Source organism: Bosea beijingensis (assembly GCF_030758975.1).
GTDB classification, from domain to species: domain Bacteria; phylum Pseudomonadota; class Alphaproteobacteria; order Rhizobiales; family Beijerinckiaceae; genus Allobosea; species Allobosea beijingensis.
Window position 1 is genome coordinate 110,429 of record NZ_CP132359.1, and the last position, 23,703, is coordinate 134,131.

The window sequence follows — 23,703 nt, forward strand, 5'->3', positions numbered from 1 at the left end:
TAAGCTTTTGGGGCCGCCTCTCAAAATCACGCTTTCTTTCGCTGTGTTACAGCGCTGCCCAGGCGGATCGGATCATATAAAGCGCTGAAAGATAAACATTTTCTAACAACGGAAAACCCGCCGCGGAGATGCCGCGGCGGGTCCTGTTAAAAGCCGTGAGAGGCTTGCCCCGTCAGTTCGCCTGGCGGCGGAGGAAGGCGGGGATCTCGAGATGGTCTTCCTCGCTGGAGCGAGTCGGCGCGGCGCGGCCATGCGGGTCGAGCTGCCCCTGGGCCGGGCGCGAGGCCGGCTGCTGCTGCACCGGGCGGCGCATGTACTCGGCATGGGCGGCGCTCGGCGCGGCCGCCTGCGGCATCGGGGCCTGCGGCATCTGACGGACGGGTGCCGGGGCCGGAGCCTGCTCGGCTTCCTCGTCCTTGCGGCCGCCGAAGCCGACCGAGGCGAGGCGCTGCATCAGCGACATGCGCTTCTGCTCGACGGAGCTCGGCGGCTGCGGCGCGGGCTGGGCGCCGCGATGCGCGTTGAGCTGAGCCTGGCCGGGAGCCGGCAGGTCCTCGACGCGCGGCATGCGGGTCGGGCGGACGACGGCGCGCTCCGGCATCGGCGGGATGAAGCTCTCGTCGAAATGCAGGTGCGGGTCGGCATGGTGGACGGGCTCAGGCGCCGGCGGGGCAACCATGACCGGGCGCGGCTGCACCGGCTCGATGCGGATGTCCTGCGCGACCTGGGCAAGCGGGGCGGGCTCCGGCATCTGAACCGGGGCGACGCGGGCGGTCTCGATCACGGGCGCCGGCGGGGCGACCGGACGGGCGGCGGCGACGGCGGCGTTGCTGCGCAGGCGGGCCTCGGCCTTCAGGCGCTCGGCGACCTGGGCGATGCGGGCTTCGGTGTCGTCGTTCTCGACCAGCGAGGAGATCGGCTTGTCGATGCCGGTCGCGACCACGGAGACGCGCACGGTGCCTTCGAGCGATTCGTCGAAGGTCGCGCCGACGATGATGTTGGCCTCGGAATCGACCTCCTCGCGGATGCGGGTGGCGGCCTCGTCGACCTCGTAGAGCTTCATGTCGCGCCCGCCGGTGATCGAGATCAGCAGGCCGCGCGCGCCCTTCATCGAGACGTCGTCGAGCAGCGGGTTGTTGATCGCGGCCTGGGCCGCGGTCAGCGCGCGCTTCTCGCCCTGCGCCTCGCCGGTGCCCATCATTGCCTTGCCCATGCCGCGCATCACGGCGCGCACGTCGGCGAAGTCGAGGTTGATCAGGCCGGGACGCACCATCAGGTCGGTGATGCAGGCGACGCCGGAATAGAGCACCTGGTCGGCCATGCCGAAGGCGTCCGCAAAGCCGGTCGTCTCGTTGGCGACACGGAACAGGTTCTGGTTCGGGATGACGATCAGGGTGTCGACCGCCTCGTTCAGTTCGCCGATGCCGGCCTCGGCCATGCGCATGCGGCGCTGGCCCTCGAACTGGAACGGCTTGGTGACGACGCCGACGGTCAGGATGCCCATGTCGCGGGCGACGCGGGCGATCGCGGGAGCTGCGCCGGTGCCGGTGCCGCCGCCCATGCCGGCGGTGATGAAGACCATGTGGGCGCCCGCCAGATGGTCACGGATCTCGTCGATGACCTCCTCGGCCGCCGCGCGGCCGACTTCCGGCTGCGAGCCGGCGCCGAGGCCCTCGGTGACCTGCAGGCCCATCTGGACGATGCGGGAGGCGCGTGACAGGGCGAGAGCCTGCGCATCGGTGTTGGCGACGACGAAGTCGACACCGTCGAGGCCGGCCTCGATCATGTTGTTGACCGCATTGCCACCGGCGCCACCGACGCCGAACACCGTGATCCGGGGCTTCAGTTCCCGGATGTCCGGGGCTTGCAGATTCATCGCCATGGTTGCCTCTTTTGATCCCTTGTCCGGCGCCTGGCGGGAGCCGTCCCGATTGCTACGTTTGACGCCGTGGCTCGCCCTCTGGACGAGCCGTACTCACTAGAAACTGTCTTTCAGCCAACGCCCGACACGCGAGAAATAGCCGTCCGTCCCCGTCATCAGCGGCCGCCCGCCGGCCGCGCGCGGCTCGAAATGCTCGACATGGGCGACCTGCGGATAGACCAGCAGGCCGACCGCAGCCGCGAAGGCCGGGCCCTTGCCCGCTTCCGGCAAGCCCTTGATCCCGAGCGGCCGCCCCGTGCGGACCTGGCCGCCAAGGATACGCCGCGCCACTTCCGGCAGGCCGGTGAGCTGGCAGGCGCCGCCGGTGAGGACGACGCGCCGCCCGGCCTGGGCCGAGAAGCCGGCATTGTTCAGCCGGTCGCGCACCAGTTCGAGGATCTCCTCGACGCGCGGCTTGATGATCCTGACCAGATGCGACTTGGCGAGATGGTTCGGCATGTCGCGCTCGTCGTCGTCAACCTGCGGCACGGCGATCATGTCGCGCTCGTCGGACGCGCTGGAGATGCAGGAGCCGTGCAGCGTCTTCAGCCGCTCGGCCGCCGAGACACGGGTCGAGAGACCGCGCGCCACGTCCATGGTGATGTGGTTGCCGCCGACCGCGATCGCGTCGGCATGGACGAGATGTCCGCCCGAGAACACACCGAGCGAGGTCGAGCCGCCGCCGAGATCGACGAGGACGACGCCCATCTCCGATTCGTCGTCGACGAGAACCGAGAGGCCGGAGGCATAGGGGGTCGCGACAACAGCCTCGACTTCGAGATGGCAGCGCTCGACCGCGAGCATGACGTTGCGCGCCGCGGCCGCCTCGCTGGCGACGACATGCATGTCGACCGAAAGCTTGCCGCCGATCAGCCCGCGCGGATCGAGCACGCCCGGCACTCCATCCAGCGCATATCCGGTCGGCAGGGCATGGAGCACGGCCTTGCCGGGCCGCAGCGCATGGGTCGCGGCGGTCGCGAGCACGCGCTTCACATCGCTGTCGCCGACGGAACCGGAGCGCAGGTCGACGCTCGCCGCATAATGCTGCGAGCCGATGCGCCCGCCGGTCAGGTTGACGATGACCGACTGCACCTCGACCTTGGCCATGCGCTCGGCCGCGTCCACGGCAGCGCGAATCGCGCGCTCGGCGCTTTCGAGATCGACGATCGCGCCGCCCTTGAGACCAAGCGAGCGCTGGTGACCGATGCCGATGATGCGCGCGACATGGGTGCGCCCGCGCAGCCGTTCGTTGGTCTCGGCCGGGCTCAGCTCGGCGATCAGGCAGACGACCTTGCTGGTGCCGATGTCGAGAATCGACAAGGTCGCGCTCTTGCGCGACGACAGCGGACGCATGCGCGGGGTCAGACCCTGGGAGGTGACGTGGTTCACGCCTCGCCCCCCTTCTTCTTGGACTTGCTCTTGAGCTGGTCGGCGCGGGCCGCGGCAGCCTCCTCCGAGAGCCGCATCGTCACCCGGTCGGGCTGGCGCAGGTCGATGGCAAGCACGTCCTTTTCGAGGATGCGATAATCGCTCTCCAGCGAGACGAGGCGCTGCACCGCGGCTTCCGGCTTGGTCTCGGGCAAGCGCACATCCATGCCGTTGTCCAGTTTCAGGTTCCAGCGGCGCCCGGAAACGAGCGTCGCCGCGCGGATATGCTGGGCGAAGGCGCCGGCCTGGCTGCGCAGCGCCAGGTATTCGGCAGCGCGGTTGTTGGCGTCCTTGCCGACGACCAGCGGCAGATAGGCGAAGCGGCCGTCGTCCATCTTGTCGATCACCGTGCCATCGGCCGCGATCACGAAGAGCTCGCCCTTCACCTGCCAGAGCGCATAGGGCTCGCGCTCCGTCAGCGCGATCGAGACCTCGCCCGGGTAGAGCTTGCGGACGGCGGCCTCGCGAATCAGCGGCGTGGCTTCGAGCTGCTTGCGGGCCTCGTCGGCATCGAAGAACACCAGCGACGTCTTCGAATCGATGCCGGCCGCGACCAGGACCTCCTGCTCGGACAGGCCCGAGAGGCCGGAGATGGTGACGCGGTCGATCCCGAAGCCGAGCGCCCGCGCGAACATGTGACGCGGCTCGCCGTAATTGTCCTGCATGGTCTGCCAGTGGCCGCCGAGCACGAAGCCCGTGCCGAGGCTGAGCGTGAGGAAACCGAGCGCCAGCCAGGTGCCCAGGCTCTGCGGCAGGCGCTGCGCCAGCGGCACGGCGATGGCGCTGCGGCGCGAGCGGCGCATCCAGCGGCCCTGGCGCTGCTCACCCACCAGGAGTTGGGGGGCGGCATGCGCGACCGGGAGCCGGGAGAGCGGCCGGGCAGGCGCGAATCGGGGCATGGCAACGGTCTTCGTCGTCATCGCTTTCACCGATCGAGGGAGGCGTCCTCCACCATCCATTTGACGAGCTCACCGAAATCCAGACCCGCATGGGCAGCCAACTCGGGCACCAGGCTGGTTTCGGTCATCCCGGGCTGCGTATTGACCTCCAGCCAGACGAGCGTGTCGCTCTCGTCGTGGTAGCGGAAGTCAGATCGGCTGACGCCCCGGCATCCGATTGCTTGATGCGCCGTTAACGCACACTCTTCGATCTGCTGGTAAATTTTCGGTAAAATTTGAGCCGGACAGATGTGGATCGAGCCGCCTTTCGCATACTTCGCGTCGTAGTCGTAAAACTCGCCGGTTGCGGCTTGTATTTCGGTCACACCGAGGCTGCGGTCGCCCATCACGGCGCAGGTCAGTTCGCGCCCCGCAATGAAGGTTTCGGCCAGCAGCATCTCGCCGCAAGGCCAGTCCGGCCGGGCGATTTCCTGCGGCGGGTGTTCCCTGTCCTTCTTCACGATCACGACGCCGACGGAAGAGCCCTCGTCGATCGGCTTGAGCACGTAGGGCGGCGGCAGGACATGCATCTTGGCGGCCGCGAATCGCGAGACGTTCACGCCATGCGCGACGGGAACGCCGGCTGCCTTCACCACTGTCTTCGCCCGGTCCTTGCGGATCGCGAGCGCCGAGGCCAGCACGCCGGAATGGCTATAGGGAATGCGCAGGATTTCCAGCACGCCCTGGATCGTGCCGTCCTCACCGAAGCGGCCATGCAGGGCGTTGAAGGCGACGTCAGGCTTGAGCTTCGCCAGAACCTCGGCGATGTCGCGCTGCACGTCGACGCGGGTGACGCGATAGCCGACGCTCTCCAGCGCCCGCGCGCAGGCCGCGCCGCTGTTGAGGCTGACCTCCCGCTCGACGGACCAGCCGCCCATCAGCACTGCAACATGTCTGGTCATCGACGCTTCGCTCCTGCGATGCGTCCAACCTCGTTAAACTTGGTTAACGGGGAGTTAACCATGATGGGCCCGGCGTTAGGGAGGGGTCACGGCGCAGCGGCTCGAAGCCGCGCCAAGCCCGTTATGCTTGAGCCTCGCCGATCTTCGCGAGCAGCCGCCTGAGCTCTGCCCGCTCCTCCCCCGAGAGGGCACTCACCAGCCGCTCCTCGGTCGCGACATGGCTGACGACGATTCGGTCGGCCAGCGCAAAGCCGGCTTCGGTCAGCACGATCCGCAGCGCCCGTCGGTCGGCCGGGTCAGCCTGGCGCTCGATCAGCCCGCGCTTCTGCAACCGGTCGAGCCGGTTGGTCATCGCCGAGGTCGAGATCATCATGTCCTCGGCCAGTTCGGAGGGCGAGAGCGCCCGCCCTTTGCCCTGCCGCCGCAGCGTCAGCAAGACGTCGAAGCCGGCGAGGTCGAGCTCGTCGCCCACGAGATTGGCGGCGACCCCGTCGCGCACCCGGTCCGCCGCCCGCCAGAGATCGCCGCAGACCGCCATGACGCTCGTATCGAGATCGGGCCGCTCCCGCCGCCATTGAGCCAGGATCGAATCCATCGGGCCGCCCTGACCACCGGCTTGCTCCTGACTCATTCCGGCTCCTTGCCAAGTAACTTCACGTCCGATAATTTGATATCAAATTATCTTGCATCAAATCAAACTAGCAGCCGTGCTCGCCAGAGCCAAGCGCGGCGCGCATCGGAGGCCGAAATGCCGCTGAACCGGACCTTGCTGACCACGATCCTCGTGCCCTGCATCTGGGGCACCACATACATCGTCTTCACCCAGACGCTGCCGGTGGATCATCCGCTGCTCGTCGGCGCGCTGCGGGCGCTACCGGCCGGATTGTTGCTGATGGCCCTCGGGCCCGGCTTGCCGCCGCGCGACAAGCTTCTGCCATTGGCGGCGCTCGGCCTCGCCAATATCGGCATCTTCTTCGCCCTGCTCTTCGTCAGCGCCGCGCGCCTGCCGGGTGGGCTCGCCGCTACGGTGAGCTCGATCCAGCCGCTGATCGTCGGCCTGCTCGCCTGGCCCCTGCTCGGCCGGCGCCCGGGCCGCGGGCAGCTTCTCGCTGCGCTTGCCGGCCTCGTCGGCGTCGCCCTGCTGGTGCTCGATCCGCATGCCAAGCTCGATGCGCTCGGCATTATCGCCGGCCTCGCAAGCGCCGCTTCGATGGCGACCGGCACCGTGCTGATCGAGCGCTGGGGCAAGATGGGCTCGCCGCTCGCGATCGCAGCCTGGCAGCTCACGCTCGGCGGTCTGATCCTGCTGCCGGTCGCGCTCATCGTCGAAGGAATACCGTCGGTGCCGAGCGCGCTGAACGGAATCGGCCTGACCTATCTCGTGCTGGTCGGTACCGCCCTGACCTACTGGCTCTGGATCAGGGGCATCACCACGCTGGGCGCCGGCGTCGCCTTCCTCGGGCTGCTCAGCCCGACCATGGCGACGATTCTGGGCGCCCTGCTGCTGGGCGAATGGCTGAGCCCGCTGCAATTCCTGGGCATCGCGATCGTGCTCGGCTCGACCATCGTCGGGATGATCCTGTCGCGCCGCCGCGCCTCGGCCGTGCCGGCTACGCCGCAACCCCGAGCCGCTTGATCTCCCACTGCAGCTCGAAGCCGGAACTCTCCTTGACCCGGCGGCGAACCTCCTCGCCGAGCCCCTCGACATCGGCCGCCGTCGCGCCGCCAGTGTTGATCAGGAAGTTGCAGTGCATCTCGGAGACCTGCGCCCCACCGACGCGCAGGCCACGGCAGCCGGCCGCATCGATCAGCTTCCAGGCCTTGCCGCCCTCGGGGTTCTTGAAGGTCGAGCCGCCGGTGCGCTCCTTGATCGGCTGGGCCGCTTCGCGGGCGGAGGTCACACGGTCCATCTCGGCAAGGATTTCCGCCTGATCGCCCGGCCGGCCCTGGAACAGGGCCGAGGTGAAGATGATGTCGCGGGTCGAGGCCGCGCTGTTGCGATAGGTGAAGCCCATCTCGGCATGGGAGAGCGTCACGATCTCGCCCTTGCGGGTGACGCCGCGCGCCGAGACCAGAACATCCGTGGTCTCGCCACCATGCGCGCCGGCATTCATGCGCAGCGCCCCGCCGATCGAGCCGGGGATGCCGCGATAGAAGGCGAGCCCATCGAGCGAGGCATCCGCCGCAGCGCGAGCTACCTTGACGTCCGGCACCGCAGTGCCGGCGCGCAGACGGTCGCCGCTCTCCAGCGCGATCTCGCCGAAGGCCTTGCCGCCGAGCCGGATCACGACGCCGGGAATGCCGCCATCGCGCACGATCAGGTTGGAGCCGAGCCCGATCACCGTGACCGGGACATCCTCCGGCAGCTTCGACAGAAGATACGCGAGATCCTCGTCATCGGCCGGTGTGAACAGGATCTGCGCGGGGCCACCGACGCGGAACCAGGTCAGTCCCGCGAGCTCCTGATTGGCAAGGAGCCGGCCTCTCAGATCGGGAGCCGAGGCGCGGATATCGGAGGAAAGGTCTGCGAAGAGCATGGTGTCGCTTTAGAACATGATGGTCCGGGACGGAACAGCCCGTCATGCGCGGCTCAGGCCAGCGCATGACGGCGCAATTGCGGCGATCCCGGCTTATCCCTTGAGCGCAGCCAGTTCCCCCGGCAGCGCGTAGGCCCATTGCGTGATGTTGCCGGCGCCCAAACAGACAACGTAGTCGCCCGGCCCGGCCAGCTCCGCCACCATCCCGGCGAGCTTGTCGGAGCTCTCCAGCGGCAGCGCATGGCGGTGGCCGCGCGCCTTGATCCCCGCGACCAGCGAATCGCGATCCGCGCCCGCGATCGGCGCTTCGCCGGCGGCATAGGTATCAGCCACGATCACCGTATCGGCATCGTTGAAGCAGGCGGCAAAATCGTCGAACAGGCTCGACAGGCGGGTGTAGCGATGCGGCTGGACGATCGCGATCACCTTGTTCTTGGTCGAGGCGCGGGCCGCTTTCAGCACGGCAGCGATCTCGACCGGATGGTGGCCGTAATCGTCGAAGATCAGCGCGCCATTCCACTCGCCGGTCTTGGTGAAGCGGCGCTTGACGCCGCCGAAGCCGGCCAGCGCTTCGCGGATGCGCGGAACGGGAATGCCGAGATCGTAGGCGACGGCGATCGCAGCCGTGGCGTTCAGCGCATTGTGGTGGCCGGGCATCGGCATCACGAGATCACGGATCACCTCGTCGCGGCCGGTCTTGCGGTCGCGGATCAGCAGCGTGAACTTCGCCTGCCCGCCCGAGAGATCGATGTCGATCAGGCGGAAATCCGCCTGCGGGTTCTCGCCGTAGGTCACGACGCGGCGGTCGGTGATCTGTCCAACCAGCCCCTGCACCGTCGGATGGTCGATGCACATCACGGCGAAGCCGTAGAACGGCAGGTTCTCGACGAAAGAGCGGAAGGCCGCCTTGATCGCGTCGAAGGTGCCGAAATGGTCGAGATGCTCGGGGTCGATATTGGTGACGATCGCGACGTCCGCCGGAAGCTTCAGGAAGGTGCCGTCGGACTCGTCGGCCTCGACCACCATCCAGTCGCTCTCGCCCATGCGGGCATTGGTGCCATAGGCGTTGATGATGCCGCCATTGATCACGGTCGGGTCGAGCCCGCCCTTCTCCAGCAGCGTCGCGACCAGCGAGGTCGTGGTCGTCTTGCCATGGGTGCCGGCGATCGCGACACAGCTCTTGAGGCGCATCAGCTCAGCCAGCATCTCGGCGCGGCGCACCACCGGCAGGCGCAGTTCGCGGGCGGCGAGCAATTCGGGATTGTCGCGCTTGATCGCGGTCGAGACGACGACGACCTCGGCCTCGCCGAGGTTTTCGGCCTTGTGGCCGACGAAGGTGGTGATGCCCTTGTCGGCGAGGCGCTTGACGTTGGCGCCGTCGGAGGCGTCCGAGCCCTGCACCTTGTAGCCGAGATTGTGCAGGACCTCGGCGATGCCGGACATGCCGATGCCGCCGATGCCGACGAAATGGATGGAGCCGAGCTTCGGCGGCAGCTTCATGGTCCTGGAATCCTGTCAGTTCGATTGAGCCGTGGCGATCACGAGATCGGCCAGGCGGTCGGCAGCGTCGGGGATGCCGGCGCTCTTCGCGTTTGCTGCCATCGTCGTCAAGTGCGTGGGCTGCGCGATGAGCTTGGACAATTCGGCAGCAAGATGGCGCGGCGTGAAGTCCGGCTGGAGAATGCGGATCGCGCCGCCCGCCCCTTCGAGGAAGGCGGCGTTTGCCGCCTGGTCCTGGTCGAGCGAGCCTGGCAACGGCACCAGCAAAGCCGGCCGGCCGATCACGGTCAGTTCCGCCACGGTCGAAGCACCGGAGCGCGCGATCACGAGCTGCGCCACCGCCATCTGCGCCGGCAGGTCCTTGAAGAAGGGTGCTATCGTCGCCTGAACGCCGAGCGTCTCGTAGATGCCGCGCACGCGCTTCTCGTCCTCGGCGCGCGCCTGCTGCACGATGGTGAGATGCGACCGCTCGGCCTCGGTCAGGAGCTCGATCGCCGGCGGCACGATATCGGCCATGATGCGCGCGCCCTGGCTGCCGCCGAAGACGAGCAGCCTGATCTTGCCCTCGCCCGGCGGGCCATAGTCACGGGTCGCAGCCTCGATCACGGCAGGGCGCACGGGATTGCCGACATGGCGGCACTTGGCCTGCTGCGCCTCGCTGAGCCCGCCTACCCTCGCGAAACCGGTCGCGATCACATCGGCGCGGCCGGCGAGGAAGCGGTTGGCGCGGCCGATCACGGCGTTCTGTTCGTGGATGAGAGTACGGACGCCCGCAAGCGAGGCGCCAAGCACCGGCGGCACCGTCGGATACCCGCCGAAACCGACGACGACGTCCGGTTTCACCTGCCGGATGATCCGACGCGCCGCGAACGTGCCCTTGGCGATGTGGAGGAGGGCTGCCGCCTTCTGCAGCGGCGAGCGGCCGGACGGCGTCGCGGCCGGCACGGCATGCACCGCCTCGGCCGGGAAACTGCCGGCGAATTCGGCGGCGCGCGTATCGGTCATCAGCACGACGCGCATGCCCTTGGCATGCAGCGCGTGGCTCAGCGCCTCGGCCGGGAAGAGATGGCCACCGGTTCCTCCGGCTGCCAGCATGATCAGCTTGCCCGTGGCCATCGGATCAGCGCCCGAAATCCACCGCGCGGGGGCGCCGCCGCGTCAATGCCAGCAGAAAGCCGGTCCCGACCGCGAGCGAGAGCAGAGAGGAGCCGCCATAGGAGATGAAGGGCAGCGTCATGCCCTTGGCCGGCATCATGTGCAGGTTGACCATCATGTTGATCGCCGCTTGGATGCCGAAGAGCAGGGCAAGGCCGGTGACCGCGAGGCGGATGAACGGGTCCTCCGCCTTCTGCGCCACGAACAGCGCCCGGATCACGATGATCGCGAAGAGCGCGACCAGCAGCATGCAGACGACGATGCCGAATTCCTCGGCCGTGACTGCAAAAATGAAGTCGGTATGGGCGTCCGGCAGGATGCGCTTCACCGTGCCCTCGCCCGGGCCTTTGCCGAGCCAGCCGCCCTGCGCGAAGCTCTCCAGTGCCGTGTCGACCTGGAAGGAATCGCCCGAGCCCTTGTCCATGAAGCGCTCGATGCGGGCACGGACGTGCGGCACCAGTTCATAGGCGACAAAGATGCCGACGGCGCCGATGCCGCCGAGCCCTATCACCCAGAACCAATGCAGGCCGGCGACGAAGAACAGGCCGCACCAGACGAGGCTGACCAGCATGGTCTGGCCGAAATCGGGCTGCAGGATGAGCGGCACGATGGTGACCGGCAGCAGCAGCAGCGCCAGGATCGTACCCGGCAGGTCCGGCCGGCGCGTGCCCTCGGCGAAGGCCCAGGCCGCCATGATGACGAAAGCGGGCTTGAGGAACTCCGACGGCTGGACCGAGCCGAGCGGCCCGAGCGTCAGCCAGCGCTTGGCGCCCTTCACCTCGACGCCGAAATAGAGCGTCGCCACCACCATGGCGAGCGAGCCGAGATAGATCAACAGCGCGGCACGGCGCACCTGGCGCGGCGTCATCAGCGACACCCCGAGGAAGATCACCATAGCGCCGAGCAGATAGGCCGCCTGTCGGTTGACGAAATGGAAGGTCGAGAGGCCGAGCCGCTCGGCCACCGGCGGCCCGCCCGCCATCAGCAGCACCACACCCGAGACCATCAGGGCGACGAGCGCGGCGAGGATGAGGCGATCGATCGACCACCACCAGCGACCGCTGAGAGAAGGTTCCGCGCGCGAGACCATGACGGGCATCCCATCGACAAATTCGGCGCGGCCGAAGCCGCGCTTGCGTGACGAATCACTCTGTCAATGAATGGTTAACCGATTGATTCCGATGCGCCGGATCAGTGGTCTCAGCGCACCGCAATCCACAGTGGCGCATGGCTCCTCGCGACCTCTTCGACGCAGGTTCGACCATGTCGATCGGCTTCGTGCCTCAAATCGGACTCGTGTTGCCGATCAAATGCGAAGGCCGCTCCTGACACGCATTGTCGCCCCCATGGGAGGAGCTACGGCTTGCACCAACAGCGAAAGGACTGATCATGGCCATCGCCAAGAACACGATCTGCCTGTGGTACGACAAGGATGCCGAGGCTGCCGCCCGCTTCTATGCGCAGACCTTCCCGGACAGCGCGGTGAACGAGGTGTTCCGCGCCCCCACCGACTTTCCTTCCGGCAAGGCCGGCGACGCGCTGACCGTCACCTTCACGATCCTCGGCATTCCCTGCCTCGGCCTCAATGGTGGGCCGATGTTCAAGCACAGCGAGGCCTTCTCCTTCCAGATCGCCACCGAGGACCAGGCGGAGACGGATCGCTACTGGAACGCCATCGTCGGCAATGGCGGCAAGGAGAGCGATTGCGGCTGGTGCAAGGACAAATGGGGCCTGTCCTGGCAGATCACGCCGCGCGTGCTGACCGAGGCGCTCGCCGCCGGTGGCGAGGAGGCCAAGCGCGCTTTCGCAGCGATGATGACGATGCAGAAGATCGACGTCGCCAAGATCGAGGCGGCCCGGCGCGGCTGAGACCTACCGCTTGCCGCCGAAGGGCTCGAAGCCCGGCAGGTCGGCAACCAGCTTGCGGAAGCTGTCGCCGCGCACCTCGAAATTCGGGAACTGGTCGAAGGAGGCGCAGGCCGGCGAGAGCAGCACCGCGATCTCGCCCTCGCCCGACGTCGCCAGCGCGTCGCGCGTCGCATCGGCTACCGCCTTGTCGAGCGTGACGCTGCGCTCATAGGCGACGCGCCCGTCATCGTCGAAGGTCGCGGCGAAGAGATCGCTCGCCGCGCCGATCAGATAGGCACGGGCGATGTTCGGGAAATAGCGGCGGAGCGACTCGATCCCGCCGTCCTTCGCCTTGCCGCCAAGGATCCAGAAGATGCCGTGGAAGGAGGTCAGCGCCTTCTCGGTGGAGTCAGCATTGGTCGCCTTGGAATCGTTGATGAAGACGACGCGGCCGATCCGGCCGAGTTCCTCCATGCGATGCGCCAGGCCCGGATAGGTCTTGAAGCCCGCCGCGATCTCTTCAGCGGTGAGGCCCAAGGCCGAGCAGGCAGCAAAGGCAGCCGCCGCGTTCTGCGCATTATGCGAACCGCGCAACGAGCCGATGCCGGCGAGATTGGCGACGACGCGCGGCTTGCCGTCCTTGACCTCGACGATGCGGGTGTCGAGCCGGCCCTGATTGGCGGTGACGCCGGCGAAGACGCCTTCGTCGAGCGGCTGCTCGCCGCTGATCCTGACCAGCGGGCGGCCTCCGGCGGCACGACGACGCGCCATCTGCTTGGAGGCATCGTCATCGACGCCGACGACGGCGATATCGGCGGCCGCGACCAGCCGCTCCTTGATGGCGGCGTAGTTCTCCAGCGAGCCATGCCGGTCGAGATGGTCGGGCGTCAGGTTCATCTGGATGCCGACGGTCGGCGCAAGCGAGGGCGCGAGATCGATCTGATAGCTCGAGCACTCGATGACATGGATGCGGTTCGCGGCCGGCGGGTTCAGCGCCAGCACGGCCGTGCCGATATTGCCGCCCATCTGCACGTCGCGGCCGGCTTCACGCAGAACATGCGCGATCAGTGCGGTCGTGGTCGACTTGCCGTTGGTGCCGGTGATGCAGACGACCGGCGCGCCCGGCGCGATCTTCGCCCGCTCCCGGAAGAACAACTCGACATCGCCGATGATCGCGACGCCGGCAGCCTTGGCCTTGCCGACCGTCCAGTGCGGCTCGGGATGGGTCAGCGGCACGCCGGGCGAGAGCACGAAAGCCGCGAAGCCCGACCAGTTGGCATTCGCCAAGTCGACGACGGCGATGCCCTCGGCCGCCGCCTTGTCCCGGCTCTTCTCGTTGTCGTCCCAGGCCGCGACCGCGGCGCCGCCTGCCCTGAGCGCGCGCGCCGTCGCGAGCCCGGAGCCGCCGAGGCCGAACAGGGCGACCTTGCGCCCGGCGAAAACGGTGACGGGCGTCATCGCGTCATGATGCCGAACCGCAGGTCCGCGGTAGCGAATAGTGGGAACCGGTTTTCGGGGGACATCATGCCCTCACTCAAATCAGCGCAGCTTCAGCGTGGCGAGGCCGACCAGCGCCAGCACGACCGAGATGATCCAGAAGCGGATCACGACCTGCGGCTCGGTCCAGCCCAGCTTCTCGAAATGGTGGTGGATCGGCGCCATCAGGAAGACGCGCTTGCCGGTGCGCTTGAACACGAAGACCTGGATGATGACCGAGAGCGCCTCGACCACGAAGAGGCCGCCGACGATGGCGAGCACGATCTCGTGCTTGGTCGCGACCGCGATGGTGCCGAGCAGGCCGCCGAGGCCCAGCGACCCGGTATCGCCCATGAAGATCTGGGCCGGCGGCGCGTTGAACCAGAGGAAGCCGAGGCCGGCGCCGATCACCGCGCCGCAGATCACCGCAAGCTCGCCCGCGCCGGGGATGTGGTGGATCTGCAGGTAATTGGCGAAGATCGCATTGCCGACGAGATAGGAGATGAAGCCGAAGGTGCCGGCCGCGATCATCACCGGCACGATGGCGAGGCCGTCGAGACCGTCGGTCAGGTTCACCGAATTGCCGGCGCCGACCACGACGAAGGCGGTAACCAGCGGGAACAGGATGCCGAGCGGAATGATCGCTTCCTTGAGGAAGGGCATCGCGAAGCCCGAGCCGATCGCCGGCGGCTGCGTCTGCATGATGAAATAGCAGGCGATCAGCGCGACCACGACCTCGATCGAAATGCGCGCCTTGCCCGAGAAGCCCTTGTGCGACTGCTTGGTGACCTTGAGATAATCGTCATAGAAGCCGATCGCTCCATAGGCCGCGGTGACGCCGAGCACGATCCAGACGTAAGGATTGCGCAGGTTGCCCCAGAGCAGCACCGCGACGAACAGCCCGGTCAGGATCATCAGCCCGCCCATGGTCGGCGTGCCGCGCTTGGCGAGATGCGATTCCGGCCCGTCGGTGCGGATCGGCTGGCCCTTGCCCTGCTTGATCCGGAGCCAGGAAATCGCCGAGGGACCGAAGAAGAAGACGAAAAGCAGCGCCGTCGCCGTCGCTCCGCCTGCGCGGAAGGTGATGTAGCGGAAGACGTTTAGCACCGGGAAGGTGCCGGCGAAGTCGGCGAGCCAAACGAGCATTCTGCAGGGTTCTCTTGTCTATTGGTCTTCGGCAGGCACGGCAGGAAAGCGCGCGAGGATCGCCTTGACGATCGGACCCATGCGCGTGCCCAGCGATCCCTTGACCGTGACGGTGTCGCCGCCGCGGATCGCATCGAGCACGAGCGGCTCCAGCTCGCTCGCGGTTGCGGCATAAGCCCCCCGCATGGCGGAAGGCAAGCTCTCATGCAGCCCCTTCATCAGCGGGCCGCAGGTGAAGACCTTGTCGATTCCGTTGGAAACCAGCGGCTCGGCGAGCCCCCGATGCAGATCGGGACCGGTCGGCCCGAGCTCCAGCATGTCGCCGAGCACGGCGATGCGCCTTCCGCGCCCCTCGACCGGCAGGCGGCCGAGATTCTCGATCGCGGCCCGCATCGAGGCGGGGTTGCCGTTATAGCTTTCGTCGAGCAGCGTGATCCTGCCGCCGGGCGCCTGCAGAACCTGGCGGGCACCACGCCCGGCCGGCGGCGTGAGATCACCCAGCGCCAGCGCCGCCAGCGCGAGATCGGCGCCGAGCGCATGGACGGCGGCGAGCACGGCGAGCGAATTCAGCACGATATGCTTGCCGGGGCTGCCGAGCCGATAGGTCACGGGCTCGCCGAAGACGCGGGCCTCGACCGTCGACAGGTCGGGCTTCAGCGCGCAGGAGATCAGCTTGACGTCGGCATCGGGGCTTTCGCCGAAGGTGACGATCCGCCCGGCAGGCCCCGACTTGGCGATGTCGCGCAGCAGTTCGGATTGCGGGATGTCGGCGTTGACGATCGCCGTGCCGCCTTTTTCGAGTTCCCAGTAAACGCCTGCCTTTTCCTCGGCGATCCCTTCGAGCGAGGCGAAAGCCGCGAGATGCACGGGTTGGATCGTGGTCACGATGGCGACCTGCGGGCGCACCATCCGCGCCAGCGGCACGATCTCGCCGGGGCTGTTCATGCCGATCTCGTAGACGCCATAGGCGACATCGGCCGGCGTGCGACAGAGCGTGAGGGGCACGCCCCAGTGGTTGTTGTAGGAGGCGACCGGCGCATGGGTCTTGCCCTGGCGCGAGAGCACGAGGCGCAAGGCCTCTTTCGTGCCGGTCTTGCCGACCGAGCCGGTAACCGCAATGACACCGGCCTTGAGCTCGGCGCGGCGCGCGGTGCCGGCATGCTCCATAGCCTTCAGCACGTCCGGCACGATGGCGAGTGCGCCGGCGCCTTCAAACTGCGATGCATGCGCCTCGTCGACCACGGCGAGCGCCGCGCCCTTGTCGAGCGCAGCCTTGACGAAATCATGCCCGTTGCGGGTCTCGCCGGTGATCGCGAAGAAGACGTCGCCCGGCTCCAGCGTGCGGGTATCGATGGAAGCGCCCGTCACGACCGGCGGCACGGCGCCTTCGGCTCGCGCGCGCAGCGCCGCGATCAGCTTGTCTCCGGTCCAGAGCGGGGCGCCCATTACTTCACCTCCGATAGCGCTTTTCGGACCACGTCATGATCCGAGAAGGGCAGCGTCCGGTCGCCTATGATCTGGCCGGATTCATGGCCTTTTCCGGCCACGACGAGCAGATCCCCAGGCTTCAGCATCTTGACGGCAGCGTTGATCGCTTCCTCTCGGTCGCCGATTTCCTGGAGCTTCGGTGAAGCGGCCATGATCTCGGCCCGGATCGTCGCCGGGTCCTCGCTGCGCGGATTGTCGTCGGTGACGATGGCGATATCGGCCTTCTCGGCCGCGATCGCGCCCATCAGCGGGCGCTTCCCCTTGTCGCGGTCGCCGCCGCAGCCGAAGACGCAGATCAGCCGCCCGGTCGCGTAGGGCCGCAGCGTTGTCAGCACGGCAGCGAGCGCATCGGGCTTGTGAGCGTAGTCGACGACGACGGGCCCGCCATTGGCCTCGCCGACGCGCTCTAACCGCCCAGCGACACCCGTGAGCCCCGAGATAGCCTTGAGCGACGCGGCCTTGTCCTCGCCGGTGGCGATGGCGAGTCCGGCGGCGACCAGCGCATTGCCGGCCATGAAGTCGCCGACCAGCGGCAAGCCGACGACAAGCTCGCGCCCGTCGAAGCTGACCGTCAGCCGCTGCGAGAAGCCATCGCGCTCGTTCGCGAGCAGCGTCAGTGTCTCGCCCTTGCGGCCGATGCCGATGATCGGATGCCCGGTCCTGGAAGCAGCCTCAGCCGCCTCCTCCGCATAGGGCTCGTCGCGGTTGATCACGACCGGCGCGCCATCAGGCAGCAACTCCCAGAGCCGCAGCTTCGCGGCAAGGTATTCCTCGACGCCTGGATGATAGTCGAGATGGTCGCGCCCGAGGTTGAGGAAGGCCCCTGCGCTCAAGCGGACACCGTCGAGGCGGCGCTGGTCGAGCCCGTGCGAGGATGCTTCCATCGCGAGATGCGTAATGCCCTCGCCCGCGAGCTTGTCGAACGAGGCGTGGAGCGAGAGCGGGTCCGGCGTCGTCAGCGAGCCGTAATCGGCACCTTTGCTGGTCACCACGCCGATCGTGCCGACGCTGGCCGATTCATGGCCGAGCGCCTGGAAGATCTGCCTGGTGAAATCCGCGACCGAGGATTTGCCGCTGGTGCCGGTCACCGCGACGATGGTCCTGGGCTGGCGCGGATGGATTTTCGCCGCCGCAAGCGCGAGCGCAAGGCGGGGATCCTCGACCTGCGCGAAGGCGACGCCGGCCGGCAGGTCCGCCGGGCGCGGTCCTCCCGAGACGATCGCGACCGCGCCATGCCCGACCGCATCCATGATGAAGCGCGCACCATCGGCCTTGGCGCCGGCGAGCGCGACGAAGACGTCGTCTCCCGTCACCTTGCGACTGTCGAAGGCGATGCCATGCACCTGCTGGCTGGCGGCCTCAGCCTCGAAAATCTCGGGAAAGAGGTCTCCGAGGCTGTATCCGGTCATCGTCATGGTCACCGTTATCGGTCGAGTTCAGCGCGAGCCCCAGGCGCCAAGTCGCGCCATCAGCGGGAACGGCAACGGCGGCGGGTCGAAGCGCGGGTTGAGTCCCAGGATCGGCGCGGCGCGCTCGATCACCTTGCCCGTGGTGACGCCGGCATTCCAGGCCGCAGTCGAATAGCCGCCGCTCTCGGCATAGCCCTTGGGCTCGTCATAGATCGCGAGGAACAGGTATTTCGGCTTGTCTGCGGGAGCGATCGCCATGAAGGTCGTGAAATTGCGGTTCTTGGCATAGCGGCCGTTGATGACCTTCTCGGCCGTACCGGTTTTCCCGCCGACGAAATAGCCTTCGATATTGGCTTTGCGGGCTGAGCCCCGCTCGCCGTTGACGCGCATGATGAAGCGCATCGCTTCGGAGGTTTCCGGCTTGATTACCTGGGTTGAGACGGTACGGGCCTCCTCCTGCGAACGCTTGAGGAAGGTCGGCTTCATCAGATGGCCGCCATTGACCAGCGCCGAGACCGCGGCCAGTGCCTGGAGCGGAGCGACGGCAAGGCCGTGACCGAAGGCAATGGTCGCGGTGTTGAGCTCGCCCCAGCGCTGCGGCACGATCGGCGCCGCGCTTTCCGGCAGCTCCGTCGTCATCCGGTCGAGCTGCATCATCTTTTTGAGGAAAGCCTTGTGGCCGTCGACGCCGACCGACAGAGCCATCTTGACGGTACCCATGTTGGATGAGTGTACGAAGACCTCGGGCACCGTCAGCGTGCGGCCTGTGCCTTTGTATTCGCGGATGACCTGCGAGCCGAACCGCATCATGCCGCCAGCGGTCGAATAGCTCGAATTGATATTGGCCTTGCCGGAATCCAGCGCCATCGCGACGGTCAGCGCCTTGAAGGTCGAGCCCATCTCATAGACGCCGACATTCATCCGGTTGATCCGGTCCTTCTCCAGCGCGTCGACCGGATTGCCGGGATCGAAATCGGGCAGCGAGACCAGCGCGATCACCTCGCCGGTATTCACGTCCATGATCGCGCCGGCAGCGGCGATCGCCTTGAAGCGCTCCAGCCCCTTGGACAGTTCGTCGCGCAGCAGATGCTGGACGCGCAGATCGATCGAGAGCTGGACCGGCTTCAGGTCGGACGCCTCGGTCGCGAGCCCCGCGCCGTTCAGGTCCTGCAGACCCTGCGAGTCGATATATTTCTCGATGCCGGCGATGCCGACATTGTCGACATTGGCGAAGCCGAGCACATGCGCCGCCGCCGTCCCGTTCGGATAGACGCGCTTGTTCTCGGGTACGAAGCCGATGCCGGGAATGCCGAGCCGATGCACTTCAGCCTGCTGGCGCGGGGTGATCTCGCGCTTCACCCAGACGAAACCCTTCTTGGTGCCGAGCTTGTCGCGCAGCTCCTTGGCGTCGAGATCCGGCAGCACGGCTGTCAGCAGCTCGGTCGCCTCATCCTTGTCGAGGATGCGGCGCGGCTCGGCGAAGACCGACACTGTGCGGATATCGGTCGCCATGATCTCGCCGTTGCGGTCGACGATGTCGGGCCGCGCGGAGGAGATGGCGTTGGAGGTCGCGCGGCGCAGGCCCACCTGCTCGTTCGGGGCGACCCCGAGATAGACCAGCCGGCCGGCGATCGCGAGGAACAGCGCCGAGAAGCAGAGAATAACGAGGCCGACGCGCGGCTCGCTCTTCTCGCCGCTCATGCGGAAGACGTCGCGCAGCCAGGCGAAGCGCCCGCGCCTGACCACGACCTCCTCCGTTCCCGCCTGCACTTCCACCGGTGCCTCCTGATCGATCGCGCGGCTCATGGCATGGCTCCCGGCGTGGTCGTACCCGCCTTGGTGTTCCGCGGCGTCTCGGTCGGCAGTCCGAGCCCGAGATCCTCGAGCTTGCGGCCGATCGCATCGACCTTCGGGCCGCGGTTCGGGATATCGGACGGCTTGACCACCTGCGTCACCACGAAGGGCTGCAGGTCGAGATGGCGCTCGGCCAGCATCTGGACGCGGTCGGGGCGATTGAGGAACTGCCACTCGGCCTTGAGAACCTGGATCGCGTCCCGCTCGCGCTGGGTCTTGGACTTGAGCTTCTGGAGATGCTCGGTCGCCAGCGTCGTCTCGTATTTGATCGAATAGGCATAGACCGCCGAGGAGACCAGCGCGCCGATGGCAATGACATGCAGGAGCTTGATCACGCTCAGGATCTCCGGCGCGGCTGCGGGTCAGGGACTGTCGAAAGCGCGACGAGCCCGGCATCGGCATGGCGTGCCGGCGCCTCGTTGCGTTCGGCGGCGCGCAGCTTGGCCGAGCGCGCCCGTGGGTTGGCCCGCATCTCGGCCTCGGTCGGCGCCATCGCACCCTTCTCGACCAGTCTGAAGGTCGGCTGCGCAGCAGCAACCGCCGGCGCATGGCGCGAGCCCGCCGGCACGCGACCCGAGCGCTCGGCAAAGAACTGCTTGACGATGCGGTCTTCCAGCGAATGGAACGTCACGACGACCAGCCGCCCGCCCGGCTTCAGCACGGCTTCGGCCGCATGCAGCGCCCTGACGAGCTCGCCCAATTCGTCATTGACCGCGATGCGCAGCGCCTGGAAGACGCGCGTCGCCGGGTGCGCCCCGCCCGGCTCTCCGCGCACGATGCCGGCGACGAGATCGGCCAGTTGCTTGGTCGTCGTGATCGGCGCCTTGCGCCTAGCCTCGATCACGGCGCGAGCGACGGCGCGCGAGCGGCGCTCCTCGCCGTAATGGTAGAAGACATTGGCGAGCAGCCCTTCCTCGGCCTCGTTGACGAGGTCGGCGGCGCTCTGTCCGGCGCTGCTCATCCGCATGTCGAGCGGCCCGTCGAAGCGGAACGAGAAGCCCCGCTCGGCCTGGTCGATCTGCATCGAGGAAACGCCGATATCGAGCACGACACCGTCGAGCGGTGTCATCCTGAAGCGCTCGGCCTCTTCGGCAAGCTCCCCGAAATTGGCTTGCGACAGCGTCAATCGTCCAGCCATCGCAGCGACGAGATCGGCCCCGCCGGCGATCGCCGAGGGGTCGCGATCAAGCCCGAGCAGGGTGACGTCCGGTGCGGCATCGAGGATCGCGCGCGAATAGCCCCCTGCCCCGAAGGTGCCGTCGAGATAGCGCCCCCCGGCCTGCGGCCCAAGCGCGGCCAGCACCTCGGCGAGCAACACGGGCACATGACGAACCGGTCCGCCAATGGCTCCGCCGGAACGGTCGCCATGGTCCGTCATGTGCCCGAGCCTCCCGTTGGAATGGTCAAGCTGCCGAGCGTGCGCTTCACGTCGCGCAGGCGCGTCCGGGCCGCATCGAGATGCGCACGGAACCGCTCCGGCTCCCAGATCTGAAATTTGTGGCCATGACCGACGAAGGTCACGGCGTCGCCGATTCCGGCATGCGCCTTCAGCGCCTCGCTCAGCACCATCCGCCCCTCCGTGTCGATCTTCAGCACCTCCGACGTGCCGTTCAGCGCCGTCGAGAGCAGCTCCCACTCGTCCGAGAACGGCGAGAAGCGCGCGAGAATATCGTCGATCGTAGAGCGCAGCGCGTTGCCGCCGGCATCCAATGCCGGCAGGTCGAGGCCCTGATGAACGTAGAGGCCCTCGTAGCCGTCCTTCGCCAGAACAGCCCGGAAACTCGATGGAATGGAGACGCGCCCCTTGGCGTCGAGCCGGTTCGTGAAATTCGAGACGAAGCGGTCCGTCAACGCCGCCTCCCGGCCTGCTCTTCAAGGCGCCACCGCTGAGATGGGCGAGCGGCGAAAGGTCTCCCCGTCGAAGCGGGCAAAGCACGCCTGCAAGCCAAATTCCGCGCGGCACACGGAGCCTGACCCTTGGATTGCCTGCCGGCTTCGACGGGATGACTTGGGATAGCATGGGCCTTTATGGGCGTCAATGGAATCACGGGCGCAGCGACGCGCCCGAAGGGTCTCTCCGGCATCACAGCTCGTTAAGGTTAAGTATCCGTAAGCACGCGCAATTCGGTGCCGCTCGGCCCTATAGCCAGGCGGAAAAGCGCATCAACGCTGCGAAAAAATTTTACGAAAGCGCGCGGTTATTTTCGGCGCGCGGCAAAGCGGCGCAGATACGCAGGCGATCGGAAGGCATCACCCTTGTCATTCCGGAGCGCGCCGGAGGCGCGAACCCGGAACCCACGACTGGGCGAGACGATCCCCATGCCGCGCTGAAAGCCGCCCATCCGGTCGCGGGTTCCGGGCCCTTCGCTACGCGAAGTCCCGGAATGACAAGGGTCGCGCCAACCGCGAATTGCGCCCGCTCAGTCCTCGCGCGCCGACGCAAGCAGCGCATCGCGGACACGGCCAAGCTGGTCGCGCAGGCGCCCGGCCTCCCCGGCTGCACCACCCAGCGCCTCGCCGACAGCGTCCTGCACGCATCGTCCCTGCTCGCGCAGCGCTTCGCCCTTCACGGCGAGGTGGATGCGCACCTGCCGCTCGTCGCGGGCATCGCGCTCACGCCGGAGCAGGCCGGAGGCTTCGAGCCGCTTCAGCAGCGGCGTCAGCGTGCCGGAATCGAGCATCAGCCGCTCGCCCAGTTCCTTCACCGTGAGCCCATCCTGCTCCCATAGCACGAGCATCACGAGATATTGCGGATAAGTCAGCCCAAGCGCGGCCAGGATCGGGCGATAGGCCCGGTTGAAGGCATGGCCGACCTGATAGATCGCGAAGCAGAGCTGCTGCTCCAGACGCGGCATCCCGTCCCCGGCCTTGTCCTGCTTCGCCATCGCACCCTCGCCGATCACCTTGCTTCACGGAAAGCCGAAAGCGGCCCAGCAATCAACCGCTCTCCGCTCTGCTCAAATTAATTGTTGACAATCTAATCGCGCACAATCTATATGACAAGCATCGCCTTACCAAGGAAGGGACCTCGATCATGAAGACGCTCTACACCGCCCATGGTTCCGCCACCGGCGGCCGCGAAGGCCAGGCCGCGACCGACACCGGCAACGTCAAGCTCGTGCTGAACACGCCCAAGGAGCTCGGCGGCGGTGGCGGCGAAGGCACCAATCCCGAGCAGCTCTTCGCCATGGGCTATTCGGCCTGCTTCCTCGGCGCGCTCAAGTTCGTCGCCGGCAAGGAGAAGGTGAAGATTCCGGATGACGCAAAGGTCTCGGCCGAGATCGGCATCGGCGCCCGCGACGACGGCCAGGGCTTCGGCATCACCGCCAGGCTGACCGTCTCGGTGCCCGGCCTCGACAAGGCCGCGGTCGAGGACCTCGTCAGGAAGGCCCATGTGGTCTGCCCCTATTCGCACGCGACGAAGGGCAACATCCCGGTCGAAACGACGGTCGCCTGAGACAACGCGTCCCGGCTCGTATTCGTCGAGCCCGAGACCGATCGGGAATTCGCTCCGGTGAGACAGCCGGCGTGGCTTTCGAGAACCGGAGCGCAGCGGACATCGGTCCGTGAGCACCGGAAGCGCAGAAAGCTGCGTCGGATGCCCGCCGGAGTAGAATTCACGACGGTCGAGGTGCCAGTCGGCCTGTAAGCCGGGTTCTGGATGGCTACCGGATTTCTCCGGTAACGTGACGGCCATTCCTCTGGGACGCGCATTGCTGCGCGCCTCGAGCAACCAACCCGGACGACAAGGCACAGAAACCTGCCCCTGCCCGCTTGCGCCGGCAGCATCGTCCCTATTCGGTTTTGCTCCCGGTGGGGCTTGCCATGCCGTCCCCGTTGCCGGGTCCGCGGTGCGCTCTTACCGCACCTTTTCACCCTTACCCTGCCGGAAAAGCCGAAGCTCTCCAGCGCAGGGCGGTTCGATCTCTGTGGCGCTTTCCCTGGGGTCGCCCCCGCCGGACGTTATCCGGCACCGTGTTTCCGTGGAGCCCGGACTTTCCTCCCTCGCAAGCGAGAGCGGCCGTCCGGCCGACTGGCGAGGGGGAGATGCGCGCTGCCGCGGCCCGCGTCAAGCGGAACCGCGTCAGAGACTCCAAGTTA

General features: G+C 67.3%; 21 protein-coding genes and 1 other RNA gene. 3 read left to right on the forward strand and 19 right to left on the reverse strand.

Annotation, left to right across the window (positions count from 1 at the left end; all coding sequences use genetic code 11):
- Positions 1–172: 172 nt before the first annotated feature.
- The 5 genes from ftsZ to Q9235_RS00570 form a co-directional block, all read right to left on the reverse strand.
- Positions 173–1,882 (reverse strand): cell division protein FtsZ, encoded by a 1,710-nt coding sequence (ftsZ, locus tag Q9235_RS00550; protein ID WP_306224822.1) that lies wholly within the window; start codon positions 1,880–1,882, stop codon positions 173–175.
- Positions 1,883–1,978: 96 nt separating this feature from the next.
- Entirely contained in the window at positions 1,979–3,274 is a 1,296-nt protein-coding gene (gene ftsA / locus Q9235_RS00555; RefSeq protein WP_306228061.1) for a cell division protein FtsA, read from the reverse strand.
- Positions 3,275–3,306: 32 nt separating this feature from the next.
- Entirely contained in the window at positions 3,307–4,269 is a 963-nt protein-coding gene (locus Q9235_RS00560) for a cell division protein FtsQ/DivIB (RefSeq protein ID WP_306224823.1), read from the reverse strand.
- Between the two features lie 5 nt (positions 4,270–4,274).
- On the reverse strand, positions 4,275–5,189 hold the full coding sequence (locus Q9235_RS00565; RefSeq protein WP_306224824.1) for a D-alanine--D-alanine ligase: 915 nt from the start codon (positions 5,187–5,189) through the stop codon (positions 4,275–4,277).
- 121 nt (positions 5,190–5,310) lie between these two features.
- Positions 5,311–5,820 carry a MarR family winged helix-turn-helix transcriptional regulator gene (locus tag Q9235_RS00570; RefSeq protein ID WP_306224825.1) on the reverse strand — a complete coding sequence of 170 codons (510 nt, stop codon included), beginning with the start codon at positions 5,818–5,820 and terminating at the stop codon, positions 5,311–5,313.
- Positions 5,821–5,937: 117 nt separating this feature from the next.
- Between Q9235_RS00570 and Q9235_RS00575 the strand changes: the two genes are divergently transcribed.
- Positions 5,938–6,825, forward strand: coding sequence for an EamA family transporter (locus Q9235_RS00575; RefSeq protein ID WP_306224826.1), 888 nt, complete (start codon positions 5,938–5,940; stop codon positions 6,823–6,825).
- Here the strand turns inward: Q9235_RS00575 and murB are convergent.
- The 4 genes from murB to Q9235_RS00595 form a co-directional block, all read right to left on the reverse strand.
- Positions 6,800–7,726 (reverse strand): UDP-N-acetylmuramate dehydrogenase, encoded by a 927-nt coding sequence (gene murB, locus Q9235_RS00580; protein WP_306224827.1) that lies wholly within the window; start codon positions 7,724–7,726, stop codon positions 6,800–6,802. The two genes, Q9235_RS00575 and murB, sit on opposite strands and share 26 nt — an antisense overlap.
- A gap of 93 nt (positions 7,727–7,819) precedes the next feature.
- Positions 7,820–9,226 (reverse strand): UDP-N-acetylmuramate--L-alanine ligase, encoded by a 1,407-nt coding sequence (murC, locus tag Q9235_RS00585; RefSeq protein WP_306224828.1) that lies wholly within the window; start codon positions 9,224–9,226, stop codon positions 7,820–7,822.
- 15 nt (positions 9,227–9,241) lie between these two features.
- Positions 9,242–10,342: an undecaprenyldiphospho-muramoylpentapeptide beta-N-acetylglucosaminyltransferase gene (gene murG, locus Q9235_RS00590; protein WP_306224829.1), complete on the reverse strand. Its 1,101-nt coding sequence runs from the start codon at positions 10,340–10,342 to the stop codon at positions 9,242–9,244.
- Positions 10,343–10,346: 4 nt separating this feature from the next.
- Positions 10,347–11,471 (reverse strand): FtsW/RodA/SpoVE family cell cycle protein, encoded by a 1,125-nt coding sequence (locus Q9235_RS00595; protein WP_306224830.1) that lies wholly within the window; start codon positions 11,469–11,471, stop codon positions 10,347–10,349.
- Positions 11,472–11,770: 299 nt separating this feature from the next.
- Between Q9235_RS00595 and Q9235_RS00600 the strand changes: the two genes are divergently transcribed.
- Entirely contained in the window at positions 11,771–12,250 is a 480-nt protein-coding gene (locus Q9235_RS00600) for a VOC family protein (RefSeq protein ID WP_306224831.1), read from the forward strand.
- A gap of 3 nt (positions 12,251–12,253) precedes the next feature.
- On the opposite strand, the gene murD is transcribed toward Q9235_RS00600, so the two are convergent.
- The 9 genes from murD to Q9235_RS00645 all read right to left on the reverse strand — a co-directional run bounded on the left by murD (position 12,254) and on the right by Q9235_RS00645 (position 22,487).
- On the reverse strand, positions 12,254–13,687 hold the full coding sequence (gene murD, locus Q9235_RS00605; RefSeq protein ID WP_306224832.1) for a UDP-N-acetylmuramoyl-L-alanine--D-glutamate ligase: 1,434 nt from the start codon (positions 13,685–13,687) through the stop codon (positions 12,254–12,256).
- Between the two features lie 81 nt (positions 13,688–13,768).
- Positions 13,769–14,851, reverse strand: coding sequence for a phospho-N-acetylmuramoyl-pentapeptide-transferase (mraY, locus tag Q9235_RS00610; protein ID WP_173045221.1), 1,083 nt, complete (start codon positions 14,849–14,851; stop codon positions 13,769–13,771).
- Positions 14,852–14,869: 18 nt separating this feature from the next.
- Positions 14,870–16,297: a UDP-N-acetylmuramoylalanyl-D-glutamyl-2,6-diaminopimelate--D-alanyl-D-alanine ligase gene (locus Q9235_RS00615; protein WP_306224833.1), complete on the reverse strand. Its 1,428-nt coding sequence runs from the start codon at positions 16,295–16,297 to the stop codon at positions 14,870–14,872.
- Positions 16,297–17,748: a UDP-N-acetylmuramoyl-L-alanyl-D-glutamate--2,6-diaminopimelate ligase gene (locus Q9235_RS00620; protein ID WP_306228062.1), complete on the reverse strand. Its 1,452-nt coding sequence runs from the start codon at positions 17,746–17,748 to the stop codon at positions 16,297–16,299. Before Q9235_RS00620 ends, Q9235_RS00615 begins: the two co-directional genes overlap by 1 nt.
- Before the next feature lie 27 nt (positions 17,749–17,775).
- Positions 17,776–19,554, reverse strand: a complete 1,779-nt coding sequence (locus tag Q9235_RS00625; protein WP_306224834.1) for a peptidoglycan D,D-transpeptidase FtsI family protein — start codon at positions 19,552–19,554, stop codon at positions 17,776–17,778.
- Complete coding sequence (gene ftsL, locus Q9235_RS00630; RefSeq protein WP_306224835.1) at positions 19,551–19,937, reverse strand: cell division protein FtsL; 387 nt, start codon at positions 19,935–19,937, stop codon at positions 19,551–19,553. Before ftsL ends, Q9235_RS00625 begins: the two co-directional genes overlap by 4 nt.
- A gap of 2 nt (positions 19,938–19,939) precedes the next feature.
- Entirely contained in the window at positions 19,940–20,980 is a 1,041-nt protein-coding gene (gene rsmH / locus Q9235_RS00635; protein WP_306224836.1) for a 16S rRNA (cytosine(1402)-N(4))-methyltransferase RsmH, read from the reverse strand.
- Positions 20,977–21,453: a division/cell wall cluster transcriptional repressor MraZ gene (locus tag Q9235_RS00640; RefSeq protein ID WP_306224837.1), complete on the reverse strand. Its 477-nt coding sequence runs from the start codon at positions 21,451–21,453 to the stop codon at positions 20,977–20,979. The genes rsmH and Q9235_RS00640 overlap by 4 nt, the downstream gene beginning before the upstream one ends.
- Positions 21,454–22,022: 569 nt before the next feature.
- Positions 22,023–22,487, reverse strand: a complete 465-nt coding sequence (locus tag Q9235_RS00645) for a MarR family winged helix-turn-helix transcriptional regulator (RefSeq protein WP_306224838.1) — start codon at positions 22,485–22,487, stop codon at positions 22,023–22,025.
- A 149-nt stretch (positions 22,488–22,636) separates the two neighbouring features.
- On the opposite strand from Q9235_RS00645, the gene Q9235_RS00650 reads away from it, so the two are divergent.
- The gene (locus tag Q9235_RS00650) at positions 22,637–23,059 is read left to right on the forward strand and encodes an organic hydroperoxide resistance protein (protein WP_306224839.1); all 423 of its coding nucleotides are present in this window, start codon (positions 22,637–22,639) and stop codon (positions 23,057–23,059) included.
- Between the two features lie 173 nt (positions 23,060–23,232).
- Here Q9235_RS00650 and rnpB read toward each other — a convergent pair.
- An RNA gene (rnpB, locus tag Q9235_RS00655) (RNase P RNA component class A) lies at positions 23,233–23,639 on the reverse strand.
- Positions 23,640–23,703 lie beyond the last annotated feature (64 nt).